The 13,287-nt window shown below is 67.1% G+C and carries 15 protein-coding genes, 1 tRNA gene and 1 pseudogene; 7 read left to right on the forward strand and 10 right to left on the reverse strand.

What is annotated here, in order from left to right; all coding sequences use genetic code 11:
* From GX543_RS12985 to GX543_RS13000, 4 genes are all read right to left on the reverse strand, one after another.
* On the reverse strand, positions 1-230 hold a 230-nt coding region (locus GX543_RS12985), incomplete at its 3' end, for a hypothetical protein (RefSeq protein ID WP_290852403.1).
* A 205-nt stretch (positions 231-435) separates the two neighbouring features.
* Entirely contained in the window at positions 436-1,029 is a 594-nt protein-coding gene (locus GX543_RS12990; RefSeq protein ID WP_366929075.1) for a M23 family metallopeptidase, read from the reverse strand.
* A 214-nt stretch (positions 1,030-1,243) separates the two neighbouring features.
* Positions 1,244-1,822: a YdeI family protein gene (locus GX543_RS12995; RefSeq protein ID WP_290852405.1), complete on the reverse strand. Its 579-nt coding sequence runs from the start codon at positions 1,820-1,822 to the stop codon at positions 1,244-1,246.
* Positions 1,823-2,026: 204 nt separating this feature from the next.
* Positions 2,027-2,099 (reverse strand) — tRNA-Ala (locus GX543_RS13000).
* Between the two features lie 254 nt (positions 2,100-2,353).
* Here GX543_RS13000 and GX543_RS13005 point away from each other — a divergent pair.
* Together GX543_RS13005 and GX543_RS18815 are read left to right on the forward strand one after the other, a co-directional pair.
* Positions 2,354-3,716, forward strand: a pseudogene (locus GX543_RS13005) (oleate hydratase); the annotation flags it as partial.
* A 54-nt stretch (positions 3,717-3,770) separates the two neighbouring features.
* A complete protein-coding gene (locus GX543_RS18815) occupies positions 3,771-3,986 on the forward strand; it encodes a hypothetical protein (protein WP_366929077.1) in 216 nt (71 codons plus the stop codon).
* A gap of 27 nt (positions 3,987-4,013) precedes the next feature.
* On the opposite strand, the gene GX543_RS13010 is transcribed toward GX543_RS18815, so the two are convergent.
* Genes GX543_RS13010 through pgm form a run of 3 tightly spaced genes read right to left on the reverse strand, consistent with a single transcriptional unit; the run spans position 4,014 to position 7,103 of the window.
* Entirely contained in the window at positions 4,014-4,634 is a 621-nt protein-coding gene (locus GX543_RS13010; protein ID WP_290852420.1) for a DUF1707 domain-containing protein, read from the reverse strand.
* 51 nt (positions 4,635-4,685) lie between these two features.
* The gene (locus GX543_RS13015) at positions 4,686-5,414 is read right to left on the reverse strand and encodes a thioredoxin domain-containing protein (RefSeq protein WP_290852407.1); all 729 of its coding nucleotides are present in this window, start codon (positions 5,412-5,414) and stop codon (positions 4,686-4,688) included.
* A 36-nt stretch (positions 5,415-5,450) separates the two neighbouring features.
* Positions 5,451-7,103 carry a phosphoglucomutase (alpha-D-glucose-1,6-bisphosphate-dependent) gene (gene pgm / locus GX543_RS13020; protein WP_290852409.1) on the reverse strand — a complete coding sequence of 551 codons (1,653 nt, stop codon included), beginning with the start codon at positions 7,101-7,103 and terminating at the stop codon, positions 5,451-5,453.
* A 98-nt stretch (positions 7,104-7,201) separates the two neighbouring features.
* Between pgm and GX543_RS13025 the strand changes: the two genes are divergently transcribed.
* Genes GX543_RS13025 through GX543_RS13045 form a run of 5 tightly spaced genes read left to right on the forward strand, consistent with a single transcriptional unit; the run spans position 7,202 to position 11,119 of the window.
* Entirely contained in the window at positions 7,202-8,056 is an 855-nt protein-coding gene (locus GX543_RS13025) for a 3-hydroxyacyl-CoA dehydrogenase (protein WP_290852410.1), read from the forward strand.
* A gap of 43 nt (positions 8,057-8,099) precedes the next feature.
* Positions 8,100-8,762: an alpha/beta hydrolase gene (locus tag GX543_RS13030; RefSeq protein ID WP_290852411.1), complete on the forward strand. Its 663-nt coding sequence runs from the start codon at positions 8,100-8,102 to the stop codon at positions 8,760-8,762.
* On the forward strand, positions 8,753-9,628 hold the full coding sequence (locus GX543_RS13035; protein ID WP_290852412.1) for an ABC transporter ATP-binding protein: 876 nt from the start codon (positions 8,753-8,755) through the stop codon (positions 9,626-9,628). Before GX543_RS13030 ends, GX543_RS13035 begins: the two co-directional genes overlap by 10 nt.
* Before the next feature lies 1 nt (position 9,629).
* Complete coding sequence (locus GX543_RS13040) at positions 9,630-10,715, forward strand: ABC transporter permease subunit (protein ID WP_290852413.1); 1,086 nt, start codon at positions 9,630-9,632, stop codon at positions 10,713-10,715.
* Positions 10,716-10,759: 44 nt separating this feature from the next.
* Entirely contained in the window at positions 10,760-11,119 is a 360-nt protein-coding gene (locus GX543_RS13045) for a DUF488 domain-containing protein (RefSeq protein ID WP_290852415.1), read from the forward strand.
* A gap of 6 nt (positions 11,120-11,125) precedes the next feature.
* Here the strand turns inward: GX543_RS13045 and GX543_RS13050 are convergent, their stop codons facing one another.
* From GX543_RS13050 to GX543_RS13060, 3 genes are all read right to left on the reverse strand, one after another.
* A complete protein-coding gene (locus tag GX543_RS13050; RefSeq protein ID WP_290852417.1) occupies positions 11,126-11,950 on the reverse strand; it encodes an alpha/beta hydrolase in 825 nt (274 codons plus the stop codon).
* A gap of 11 nt (positions 11,951-11,961) precedes the next feature.
* The gene (locus tag GX543_RS13055) at positions 11,962-12,729 is read right to left on the reverse strand and encodes a glucose 1-dehydrogenase (RefSeq protein WP_290852419.1); all 768 of its coding nucleotides are present in this window, start codon (positions 12,727-12,729) and stop codon (positions 11,962-11,964) included.
* 56 nt (positions 12,730-12,785) lie between these two features.
* Positions 12,786-13,287: GNAT family N-acetyltransferase (locus GX543_RS13060; RefSeq protein ID WP_366929076.1), on the reverse strand; the 502-nt coding region annotated here is incomplete at its 5' end.

Genomic DNA, 13,287 nt, shown 5'->3' on the forward strand with positions numbered 1-13,287 from the left:
CGCGCGACCCGGTACACCACCGACGTGAGACCTTCCTTGTTCGCGTAGTCGCGAACGGTCTTCGCGATGAAATCACCGTCTGCGCCGGAGGAGGTCTCCTTGTTCGTGCATGCTGCCCCGGAAGAAGGCGACTGCGTTCCCTCCGTCTCCGAGGAACCCGGTGTGCAGGCGGTGGGGACGACGAGTGCAACGCACATCGCGACCACGGCCACGCGATGAAGATGTCTCATCTTCGGAGATTACCGCCAATACCCGACCTCTTTGCCCGAATGGTTCTCGCATCAAGAGAGCATCCAGACCGCCAGTACGCGAGAACCATGGACCTTCGGCCAACTCGCTGAAGCCCCCAACAAAGAAACCCGCTCCGACTCAGGTCGGAGCGGGTTTCTCGAAGTAGAACTGAGGGGACTCGAACCCCTGATCTCGAGCGACGAACTACAGGTGGACGCCGCGGTTGGCCAGCCACGCGTGCGGATTGATCGGCGAGCCGCCGGCGTTCCAGACCTCGTAGTGCAGGTGTGGACCGGTCGAGTTGCCGCGGTTGCCGACGGTGCCGATCTGCTGACCGGCCGTCACTCGCTGCCCCTCGCGCACGAAGCTCTGGTCGACGTGTCCGAAGATGCCGGTGGTCCCGTCGTCCTGGCGGACGCGGATCCACTGTCCGTAACCCGACGCCGGGCCGGACTCGAGGACGACGCCGTCGGTGACCGCGTACACCGGGGTACCGATCCGGTTGGCGATGTCGACACCGTCGTGGTGGGCTCCCCAGCGCGCGCCGTAACCCGAGGTAACGGTTCCGGACGCGGGCTTCACGGCGACGCCGGGCCTGGGAATCGTCGGCAGTGCCAGACCGCGGAGTGCCTTGTCGAGTTCCGGCGGCAGGTTCAGGTTCGCCGGCACCTCGATGTTCCCGGGCAGCACCACGGGCGCTTCGGGCTTCGCGGGCTTGGCGGCGGCTTCGCCGGCCGAGATGGTCCCGAGACCGACGGTTCCGGCGAAAGCGGCGAGCGCGCCGACACGGACCGGCACCGACGTCCGGGCCGACCTGGCGACACGATGGCGGCCACGCCGGCTGGGCAGGCCAGCTGCGGGGTTCATGGAGTTATCGGCATTCACGCGGAATTGCGGCACAATCACGTCCGTTTCGAATTTGGTAACGATTTGGAATCGGCAAGGACACGGCGACGTTACCTGATCCGGGGCTCGTCCGCCAAAACGACCCCCGCCGACGGTCGTGTCGCGGTCAATCGCCGGGCGGAACCGTGCGCGCCGCCAGGTCTTCAACGATCTGCGCGACGATCACCGCCCGCCGAGCAGTCGATCGCGCTTTCAGCACCGGGAGGATCGTCAGGTACCGCTCCGACCGGTTCAGCGCGTTGAAAACCGCCTGGGCCTTCGGAACTGCCGCCATGGCCTCAGTCAATTCGGCGGGCGCCTCCGCTGTCCGCTGCGACGCGTAGGCGGCGTCCCAGCGACCGTCGGCCTTCGCGGCGTCGACCGCAGCGAACCCCGCAGGCCGAACTCGGCCTGCCGCAGCCAACGCCTCGAACCGTTCGACATTGATCCGCGACCACGAACTCGTGGACCTGCGCGGCGAGTACCGCTGCAGAAAGCTGTCAGCATCGTTGGAGCGCCGCTGACCATCGATCCAGCCGAAGCACAAGGCACCGTCGAGCGCCGCCCCGATCGTGATTCCCGCGACCGTCGATCGACTCTTCGCGATGCGCAGCCACGCGTCCGGCGCCGTCTCGTGGTTCGTCTCCAACCAGTCCTCCCACTCGTCGCCGCTGCCGAAGGTGAGGACGTCGCCGGAGGTCGTCATCGGACGATCGTAAGCGAGGCGGCATCCACCCGAAAGCCGGTCGCGTCATGAGTGGATGGCGGTCACGTTCACGTACCTGATCCTGGTCCCCGTCGAGTTCGGTCTGGATGATCGGGGGCTGCAGGTTCCCGAGCGCACCAGCATGGGGGATCGCGACAGACCAGAAAACCCGCTCCGACCGAGGTCGAAGCGGGTTTCTCGAAGTGGAGCTAAGGGGACTCGAACCCCTGACCCCCACACTGCCAGTGTGGTGCGCTACCAGCTGCGCCATAGCCCCGTGTTCATTTATTCGCACAGGAGTGTTTGCCCCTGAGTGCGCTAGCTAAGTTACCCCAGAGGTCGATCGAGTAACAAATCAGCAGGTGATAGGGCATTCGGCCGCCTCCCTTCGCGTCGGCGGCGACTCCCGAATCCCCAGGACCGAATAGTCCGAGTCGACCGAAAACGCCGCGGAGCTTCGCTACCGTCGACCAGAAGGTTCCGCCCGCCCCGACCGTCCGACTCAGCTGCCCGGCTCGAAGCCGAGAATCCATGCACTACAGCGCAGGCAATTACGAGGCTTTCGCTCGTCCCCGCAAGCCCGCAGGAGTCGACGACAAGACCGCATGGTTCGTCGGAGCCGGACTCGCCTCGATGTCCGGCGCAGCATTCCTGATCCGTGACGGCCAGATGGCCGGCGACAAGATCACCATCTTCGAAGAACTCGATCTGCCCGGCGGCGCGCTCGACGGCATCAAGGAACCGAAGAAGGGCTTCGTGATCCGCGGCGGCCGGGAGATGGAGAACCACTTCGAGTGCCTCTGGGATCTGTACCGATCGATCCCCTCGATCGAGATCGAGGGCGCCAGCGTGCTGGACGAGTTCTTCTGGCTCAACCGCGACGACCCCAACTACTCCCTGCAGCGCGTCACCGAGGAGCGGGGGCAGGACGCGCACACCGACTTCAAGTTCGGTCTCTCCGACACCGCGCAGAAGGACATTGTCAAGCTGTTCATGGCGACGCGCGAGGAGATGGAGAACCAGACCATCGAGGGGGTGATGAGCGAGGAGTTCCTCGGCAGCAACTTCTGGCTCTACTGGCGAACGATGTTCGCCTTCGAGAACTGGCACAGCGCACTCGAGTTCAAGCTGTACCTGCATCGGTTCATCCATCACATCAAGGGACTCCCGGATCTCTCGGCGCTGAAGTTCACCAAGTACAACCAGTACGAGTCGCTGGTGCTGCCGCTGTACCGCTGGCTGCTGGACCAGGGCGTGAAGTTCGAGTTCTCCACCGTCGTCACCGACGTCGACTTCGACATCCGGGGCGACCGCAAGCAGGCCACCCGCATCCATTGGACGTCCCACGGGCAGAACGGCAAGGAGGAGCTCGGCGAGAACGATCTCCTTTTCATGACCATCGGGTCGCTCACCGAGAACTCCGACGAAGGCGATCATCACACCCCGGCGCAACTCAACCGGGGGCCGGCGCCCGCGTGGGATCTGTGGCGCACCATCTCGGCCAAGGACCCGGCGTTCGGCAGGCCCGACGTCTTCGCCGGCGACATCGACGCCACCAAGTGGGAGTCCTGCACCGTCACCACGCTGGACAGACGGATCCCGGAGTACATCCAGAAGATCTGCAAGCGCGACCCGTTCAGCGGCAAGGTGGTCACCGGCGGCATCGTCACCGCCCGCGACTCCAGCTGGCTGCTCAGCTGGACCGTCAACCGCCAGCCGCACTTCAAGCAGCAGCCCGACGACCAGATCGTCGTCTGGGTGTACGCGCTGTTCTCGGACGTCGACGGCGTACGTGACCGCGTTCTTCATGCCGCGCCAGGCAGGCGACCGCCCCGCGGTGGTGCCCGAGGGCTCGGTGAACTTCGCGTTCATCGGCCAGTTCTCCGAGAGCCCGACCCGGGACTGCATCTTCACCACCGAGTACTCGGTCCGCACCCCGATGGAGGCGGTGTACACCCTCCTCGACATCGAGCGCGGCGTCCCTGAGGTCTACGGATCCACCTACGACGTCCGCGAACTGCTCAACGCGACGGCGCGGCTCCGTGACGGCGAGGAAGTGGAGCTGCCGGGACCGCACTTCCTCCGAGAGAAGCTGTTCGAGAAGTCCACCGACAACGAGGTCGGCAAGCTGATCGCCGACTACAAGCTGATCGCCGAACCGTAGGTCGGTGCCCGACCAGCGGCAGGTGGTTCAGGATCGCTTGATCGTCAAGGTGCTCATCGAGGCCAACGATCCGGTGACCTGGACCACCGGCCCGCCGGGCCGAGCAGCGGCGCCCGCCTTGTCCTTCAGCGTCGACCAGCGTGTCTTGTCGAGCGTGTCGTAGCGGATCTCGTGATCGGGGCCGAGTTGTAGCTTCACCGTCGAGGCGTTGACCTGAAGGTGCAGCTCGACGAGCGGCGCAGTGAAGATCGCCGCACGGTAGTCGAAGTTGAAGGTGCCCATCTCGCCGGAGAGCACCATGCGCGGCGGTACGGTCCACGCCCCTTTGCGACGTTGGGTGTCCCAGTCCGCCGTGACCGATTCCGCCGGAACGTACTGTCGTGTCCCGTACTTCGCCGCCCCGTACTCCGCGTGCACCATCTGACCGCCACCGACCACCGGCGCGTCCGGGAACAGCATGTGGCCGTTCGGCAAGTCGACGACCACTGTGCGCAGCGCACCCCGCGTGCGTGACTCGTAAACGATTCCCGACCGCTCCTCGAACTCGACGATGTCAAGGTAGCCGCGGGAGAAAGCGTCGTTGATCAGCTCGATGGCACGTTCCCGCTCGGGATGCCCCACACGGACGTCGTCGTCTCCGCTCTCCATGCTCACGTCCGCCACCTTACGAGAATCGCTCGCCCGTTCGGCCGATAGTCGTCAGGAAGTCGGTCGCTCCCCCGCGACGATCTGCTCCAGCCAGACCGACCCGTCCATGATCCCGTCGACCGGCTTGCCCGCCAGCAGCACCGTGGGCGTGGAGACCCGGCCCTCGTTGGAATTACTCAACTGCCCCTGCGATGCCTCGGCCATGGTTCGAGCCTCGTCGACCAGCTGTCCGGAGGCGATGCACTCGACGCTCGCCGGACCGGCGCCCGCGGTCGCCGCGAGATCGGCGAGCTGCCGGTTGTCGAGGTCGTCGCCCGACTTCGCGAAGATCGCCGATTGCAGCTTCCAGAACACCTCGCGGTCGTCGTTCCGGGCCACGCACAGTGCCGCGCCCGCCGCCCGCGACGAGAAGTCGCCGGAGTCCGACGACGAGTCGAGGAAGTTCAGCACGTGGTAGCGCGCCCGGATCTCGCCGTCGATCACGCTCTGCCGGATCGCGGCGCTCGATCCCTTCTCGAACGCCGCGCAGTGCTCGCAGTTGAAGTCCTCGAAGATGTCGATGGTGACCGGTGCGGTCCGGTCGCCGACGATGAACGAGGCGTTCTCGGTCAGGACCTTGTCGTCGACGGGCGGATACGTCTTGTTGTTCATCCAGAAGAATCCGCCGATGGCGAGGGCCGCCACCACGAGCAGTCCGATGCCGACATACAGATACGACGACGCGCCCGCCGCCTGCGGCTGGTAGTCGGGATTCTCACGCGGTTTCTTGCCGTTGGTCACAGTGTCGACTGTAGCGGCAGGCCCGCTCAGACCCGCTCAGTCGGTTGCCGACCCCAGCACCGAGTCGACCAGCTCCTGCGCCTGCGACTGCACCTGCGCGAGATGGTCGGCGCCCTTGAACGACTCCGCGTAGATCTTGTAGACGTCCTCGGTACCCGACGGGCGCGCGGCGAACCAGGCGTTCTCGGTGGTCACCTTCAAACCGCCGATCGCCGCACCGTTGCCGGGGGCCTCGGTGAGCACCGCGGTGATCGGCTCGCCCGCGAGCTCGGACGCCGAGACCTGGCTCGCCGACAGCTTCGCCAGCCGCGCCTTCTGCTCACGGTCCGCCGGCGCATCGATCCGAGCGTAGGCGGTCTCACCGAAGCGCTCGGTGAGGTCGACGTACCGCTCGGACGGCGTCTGCCCGGTGACCGCGAGGATCTCGCTGGCCAGCAGATTCATGATGATGCCGTCCTTGTCCGTGGACCACGGCCTACTCTCGAACGTGAGGAAGGAGGCTCCGGCGCTCTCCTCGCCACCGAAGGCGATGGTGCCGTCGAGCAGCCCGTCGACGAAGTATTTGAAGCCGACCGGCACCTCCACCAGCGGGCGGCCGATGCCCGCGGCGACGCGGTCGATCAGCGACGACGACACCAGCGTCTTGCCGACGGCCGACGCCGCACTCCATCCTTCGCGGTGGGTGAAGAGGTAGTCGATCGCGACGGCCAGGTAGTGGTTGGGGTTCATCAGGCCCGCGTCGGAGGTGACGATGCCGTGGCGGTCGGCGTCAGCGTCGTTCCCGGTCGCGATGTCGTACGACTCGCGCGCGGCGATCAGCGAGGCCATCGCATTCGGCGAGCTGCAGTCCATCCGGATCTTGCCGTCGGTGTCGAGGGTCATGAAGCCGAACGCGGGATCGGTGGCCGGGTTGACCACCGTCATGGAGTCGAGTCCGTAGAAGTCCTTGATCTCTCCCCAGTACGCCACCGACGCCCCACCCAGCGGGTCGGCGCCGATGTGCACGTCGGCGGCGCGGATCGCGTCCATGTTGACCACCTCGCCGAGCGCCGTGACGTACTCGTCGAGGAACGGGTAGTCGATGACCAGTTCCGAGGTCCGGGCTCGCTCGAACGGAATGCGCTGCACATCGCGCAGGCCGCCTTCCAGGAGCTCATTGGCGCGGGCGGCGATCGACGAGGTGATCGACGCGTCGGCCGGTCCACCACTCGGCGGGTTGTACTTGAACCCGCCGTCCGCGGGCGGATTGTGCGACGGCGTGACGACGATGCCGTCGGCCTGCACCCCCGGGTTCTCGCGGTTGAAGCGGAGGATCGCACGACTGACCGCCGGGGTCGGGGTGAAGTGGTCCCCGTCGGCGGTGAACACCGCGACCCCGTTACCAACCAGCACTTCGACTGCCGTTCGCCACGCAGGCAGGGAGAGCGCGTGCGTGTCGAACCCGATGAACACCGGGCCCTCGACCTCCGCGCGCTCCCGATGCTCGACGATCGCCTGTGTCATCGCGAGCACATGCGCTTCGTTGAACGCGCCGTCCAGACTCGACCCGCGATGCCCCGACGTGCCGAACACGACGCGCTGATCGGGGTTCGACGGATCGGGCGCGATGTCGTAGTAAGCGCCCTCCACAGCCGCCACATCGATCAGATCATCGGCGGTCGCGGGGGTGCCTGCTCTCGGGTGTGCCATGTGACCGATTCTGCCACCGGCCGGTCACCTCTGAACCGCCCTGTCTCAATCGTCACGTTCACCGGGCAATCCACCCGAAAACGCCTACCGTCGAAGGCATGAGCGAATACACCAAGATCACTGTTCTCGGCACCGGCGTCCTCGGATCGCAGATCGCTTTCCAGACCGCCTACTCCGGCTTCGACGTCTCCGTCTACGACATCAACCAGGCGGCACTCGACGCGGCCAAGGAACGCTTCGAAGGACTCACCAAGACCTACCTCGCCGAGGTCGCCTCAGCCACCCAGGAGAAGGTCGACGCGGCCGTCTCCCGCATCAGCTACTTCGACGATCTCCCCGCATCGGTCGCCGACGCCGATCTGGTGATCGAGGCGATCCCGGAGATCCTGGACCTCAAGCGCAGCACGTGGGCCAAGGTCGGCGAGGCCGCCCCCGAGCGGACGGTGTTCGCAACCAACTCGTCGACCCTCCTGCCGAGCGACATCTCCGACGCCACCGGCCGTCCGGACCGCTTCCTGGCCCTGCACTTCGCCAACCGCGTATGGAGCGCGAACACCGCCGAGGTGATGGGCACGCCCGAGACCTCACCGGCCGTCTTCGACTCGGTGGTCGCCTTCGCGGGCGAGATCGGCATGGTCGCGATCCCGATCCACAAGGAGAAGGCGGGCTACCTCTTGAACTCGCTGCTGGTGCCGTTCCTCAACGCCGCCGCCGGGCTCGCCGCGGGCGGCTACGCCGAGCCGAAGGACGTCGACAACGTCTGGCGGATCAGCACCGGTTCGCCCGTCGGACCGTTCCAGATCTACGACATCATCGGGCTCACCACGCCGTACAACATCATGGCCGCCGGCGACGACGACACGAAGAAGCTCGCCGCATGGTTGAAGGAGAACTACATTGACAAGGGCCGTCTCGGACTCGCGTCCGGTCACGGCTTCTACGACTACAAGTAAGCGTCTGTGCCCGCGGCTCGGACCCGACAGTGAGCGGCGATCTTTGTTTCTGAACACCCTGCTGGCACCGATTCACCGATCGTCGCCCGACCTGGCTGTCCTGGTCCTGCCGGGCGGCACCGATTTCAGTTACCGGCAGTTCTCGCCGACGCAGGGCTCGGCGTTGCGGATGTATCCGTTCACCGCGTCGATCCAGGCGCGCTTCGGCACCCGCGTGCGGGTGCGGCAGGCGCAGTACCGCGTCTACGGCTGGAACGGCGGTCAGGCCAGTCCGATGCCGCACGCGCGGGCGGCGCTCGACGCCCTGGCCGCCGACCATCCGGGCGTGCCGATCGCGGTGATCGGGCACTCGATGGGCGGTCGGATCGCCGCGCAGCTCGGCGCCGACGAGCGGGTCACCGACGTCCTGGCGCTGGCCCCCTGGTGGCAGTTCGCCGACTGGCGACAGATCCGCGAGGGCGTCCGCGTCCGCGCCATTCACGGCGACGCCGACACGGTGACGCGCGCACCGCGCACTGAGAAGGGCATTGCGGAGTTGGTGGCCCGCGGGTTCGACGCCGACTACCTCGCGGTGACCGGCGGCGGGCACGCGATGCTCGACAATCTCGGGGTGTGGCAGGGCGGAGCGCTGCGCTTCGTCGGCGAGGCCCTCGACAGGGCTTCACAGAGAGACAGGGCATCGCGTAGGGGCAGGGCATGGCGTTGACCGGGCCCGGCGTCGCGATGTCGGGCCCGGTCCTCACCGCGACCGGGTTGGTGCGGTCGTTCGGGGGCCGCTACGCGGTGACCGGCGCGGACGTCGCCCTGCACCCGGGGACCGTCACCGGGCTGGTCGGGCCCAACGGTGCGGGCAAGACCACGCTCCTGCTGATGCTCGCCGGGCTGCTCGCACCGGACGGCGGACGAATCGAGTTCGACGGCGCGCCCGTGGATCACACTCGACTCCGGCGAACCACCGGTTGGATGCCCGACGCGTTCGGCACCTGGGAGTCGTTGACCCCGCGCGAGATCCTGGTGGCGTTCGGGAAGCTGTACGGGATGCCTGGCGCGGCCGCCGACGCCCGGACGCGAGAACTCCTGGCGTTGGTCCATCTGGAGGAGTTCACCGATCATCCGGCGTCAGGACTCTCTCGCGGCCAGAAGCAGCGGCTCGGCCTGGCTCGGGCACTGATCAATCATCCGCGGATCCTGCTGCTCGACGAGCCGGCATCCGGCATGGACCCCCGCTCGCGCATCGAACTCCGTCATCTCCTGAGACGCCTGGCCGATGCGGGGACCGCCATCCTGGTGTCGTCGCACATTCTCTCCGAACTCGACGAGATGGCCGATCACATCGTCCTGATGAGAGCGGGCAGCACGCAGGTGCCGCAGCCGATGCAGCACGCGTCGTGGCGAATCCGGCGGGCCGGGGAACCGCCCGACCGCGCGGTGACCGTGGAACTCACCGACGACAACGCCGCCGCGCAGTACCTCGCGAAGCTCATCGGCGACGGTCATCCGATCGCCGAGTTCTCGCGCGTCGGCACCGACCTCGAGCAGGTCTACCTCGACCTCGACGCCGAGAGGACCTGACATGAACGTTGCCGCGATCACCACCATCGCTGGACTCGAGGTGCGCCAACGAATCCGGTCCACGCGCTGGAAGTGGACCCTCGCGATCCTGTTCGCCCTGATCAGCCTGCTGATCCTCGGATCCCTGTTCTTGACCGTCGGAGTCGTCGGTGTGCCGTACCGCGACTGGGCGCGCTACCTGTACGACCTGACGCTCGGCATCGTGCTGTTCCTCGGCCTCGCCGCGGCGCCCACGATGTCCGCGACGTCGATCAACGGCGACCGCCGCGACGCGACCCTCGCGCTGGTCCAGGCCACGCCGATCACCTCCGTGGAATTGACCGTCGGCAAACTCCTCGGCTCGTGGCTGGCATCGCTGGTTCTGATCGGGGTGGCGCTGCCCTACCTGCTCTGGGGCCTGTTCCAGGGTCCGATGTCGATCGTCGCGGGCGTGCTCGGCATCGTCGTCACCGCACTGCTGCTTGCGGCCTACTGCGCGATCGGCCTCGGTTTCTCGGCCATCACCTCGCGGCCCGCAGCATCGGCGATGTTGACGCAGGCGACCGTCCTGACCCTGCTGATCGGACTGCCGATCGTCTTCGGCATGACGGTTCCCCTGGTGACGCAGAAGCACGAGGTCCGTGAGCCGCAGACGGTGTTCGCGCCCGGTGAACCGGTGACCCTCGGCTCCGCTCGATCATGCGACGACGCGCCCCGGGAGCAGTCGTTCCTGCACACCGAATGGACATGGTGGCTGCTGCTCCCGAATCCGCTGCTGGTGGTCGGCGACGCGGTCTCGTCCGGCGTCTATCTCGACGCCGCCCGCCGGGTGAACGGCGGAGCGTCACTCGGCGGCGAGGCCCTCTCGATGGCGCGAGCGGGCCCGAATATCACCGACCACACCTGTGCAGAGCAAACGGCGCAGGGCGACGACTGGTACAGCCTCCGCCGCGCGGCCGACGCCCGCCACGAGATGCGCTACATCGGGCACAGCTGGTACCTCGGACTCCTGGTGAATCTGGCACTGGGCGGCATCGGCCTGTGGGTCGCGAGCCGGCGTCTCCGCGTCCCGGCGCAACGCCTGTCGAGGGGCGTCCGGGTCGCGTAGCGTCGGCGATGGACGAACCGACCGGACGACGAGAGGAGCGAAGAATGACGATCTCGATCGCCCGCGTCTACGACGATCCTGGCGACGGCCGCGTGTTGGTCGACCGCCTGTGGCCGCGCGGCATGCGCAAAGACGATCCACGCATCGGCCGCTGGCTCAAGGAAGTGGCGCCGACACGCGAACTACGCACCTGGTATCACGCCCACCCCGACCAGTACGACGCCTTCCACGACCGCTATCTGGCCGAACTGAGCGCACCGGGCGCCCAGGCCGACGCCCTCGCCGAACTCGTCGAGTTGGCGAAGTCGGGTGACGTCGAACTCGCCACCGCGATGAAGGATCCCGCTCGCAGCGAGGTCCCGACGCTGGTGGAAGCACTCAAGGACCGGCTGTCCTCGAGCTGAGCTCCGCTACCTGCGGTGCGGGAACGCCGACCGCAGCCAGAACGGCGGGTTGAACGGCGACAACTCGCCCTCGGGCATGGCCAGTCGATCCGCGACACCCCACACCGCGGCGGGGTTGTGCCCGAAGCCCAGGTGCGAGGTGAGGACTTCGATGCTCTCGCTGAGCTCCGACGGCTTCTCCCGGCAGACCTGCCAGGCCACGACGCCGTCGAGCTTGCTGTAGAAGGCCGTCGAGGGCATCGTCAGCGGCGCCGTATCGACCTCGAGCGGGGTCTGCAGGCTTTGCGCGTGTTGACCCGAGAACAAGTTGAACGCCGCCTTCGCACGACTCTGGTCGTGGGTCTCCATCCGGAACGGACTCCCGAGGGTGATCACTTGGCGAACCATCTCGGGCCGCTCGCGCGCCAGTTCCCGCGCGAAGATGCCGCCGAGGCTCCAACCGACCAGACTCACCGGCTGACCGCGACGCTGGTACACGCGCTCGAGCTTGCCGCGCATACCGTCCAGGATGCGGGCGGTCGGCCCGATGTTCATGCCCAGGCGCCAACCGTAGGTGGGATAACCGAGCTGGGTGAGCGTGGCACGAAGCGGCGACGTCAGCAGATCCGACGTCCCGAATCCCGGCAGCACCAACACCGGCTGCGAGTCGCCGCTCACCGGCACGGTCGCCATCGCGGGCCACGTGCAGGCATAGGCCCCGAACTCCCACATCGACCGAGCGAGGTCGGTGGTGGCCAGCGCCAGACCCGGTTTGCGCACATATCGCTTGGTGGTTGCGGCTTTCGCCGCAGGTGTCGTTGCGGTAGGCAGCACTGCCGCCGTTGTACTCATGATGTCTCCTGTCAGTTGGTGAGGACGCCACCGTCGACGGGCAGAGTCACTCCCGACATGTAGCTGCTCGCGTCGCTGGCGAGGAACACCAGTGCCGCATCGAGCTCGCCTGGATTGCCGAGACGCCCGAACAGCGTACGCGGCACGATGTACTTCTCCAGCACGCCGGGTTCAAACTCCCCGGTCATCTCCGACTCGAAGTAGCCCGGCGCGAGTGCGTTGACGCGGATTCCCTTGCGCGGAGTCCACTGCTGTGCGAGGTCGCGGGTCAGGCCGATGACTGCCGACTTGCTGGCCGAGTAGGCGGCCTGCGGCATCAGCACGCTGGTGATCCCGAGGATGCTGGCGAGGTTGACGATGGAGCTGCCGGGCTGCATCACTCGCGCGCACGCCTGTGCCATCCAGTAGGTGCCGTTGAGGTTGATGTCCATCACCTGGCGGAAGTCGTCGGGCGCCTCGCGCAGCGCGGGCACCGAGGTGGCCACACCGGCGTTGTTGACGAGGATGTCGAGACGCCCGAACTCCGCGATGGCGGCCTCGGCCGCGGCGGTGCACTGATCGGGGTCGGAGACATCGGTGCTGACGGCGAGCGCACGACGCCCGAGCGCTTCGATCTCGGCCTTGGTCTCGGCCAGGCGGTCGGCTCGCCGGGCGGCGAGGACGACGTCGGCGCCGACCCCGGCGAGCGCTTTGGCGAAGCCGACGCCCAAACCGCTCGAGGCGCCGGTAACGAGCGCGACCTTGCCGTCGAGGCGGAAGCTGTCGATAACTGCGGACATGAGGTGGGTCTCCTGAATCAACTGACGAAGAAACGTAGGGGCTGTGGAGTGCGGTCTCAGCCGAGAGCGTCGGCGACGCCGATCACGTCGAGCGTGTCGAAACCCTCGCGCACGTGGTGCGCCAGGACGATGAGATCGCGCAGTTCACCGTCGCGGTCGCGGATGTGGTCCCGCAACAGTGCTTCGCCGGTGAATCCGAGGCTCGAGAACATCTCGATGACGCCCTCCTGGTCGGTGGCGAGCTCGATGACGATCTTGCCGAGGCCCGCGTTGAAGCCGTCCCGCAACGCCCGCTTGGTGAGGTCGCGACCGAGGCCGCTGCCGCGCGACGACGGGTCCACCACGATCCGCAGTTCGCCGACGTGGTCCGACCAGCCGGGCAGCCGGTTGACTGCGGCCCAGCCGACCACGGCGCCGTCGTCGACGGCCACCCAGCGCAGATCGGGCGCCTGCGCCAACGACCTGACGTGCGCCGGGTCGTGAAGGTCCTCGCGGATCAGTGTGAGGTCGAGGTCCGACAAGCGATGGAACATGGCGCCGAGTCCGTCGACGTCGGCC

The sequence above is a fragment of the Gordonia sp. (in: high G+C Gram-positive bacteria) genome, assembly GCF_012515855.1.
Lineage (GTDB): Bacteria > Actinomycetota > Actinomycetes > Mycobacteriales > Mycobacteriaceae > Gordonia.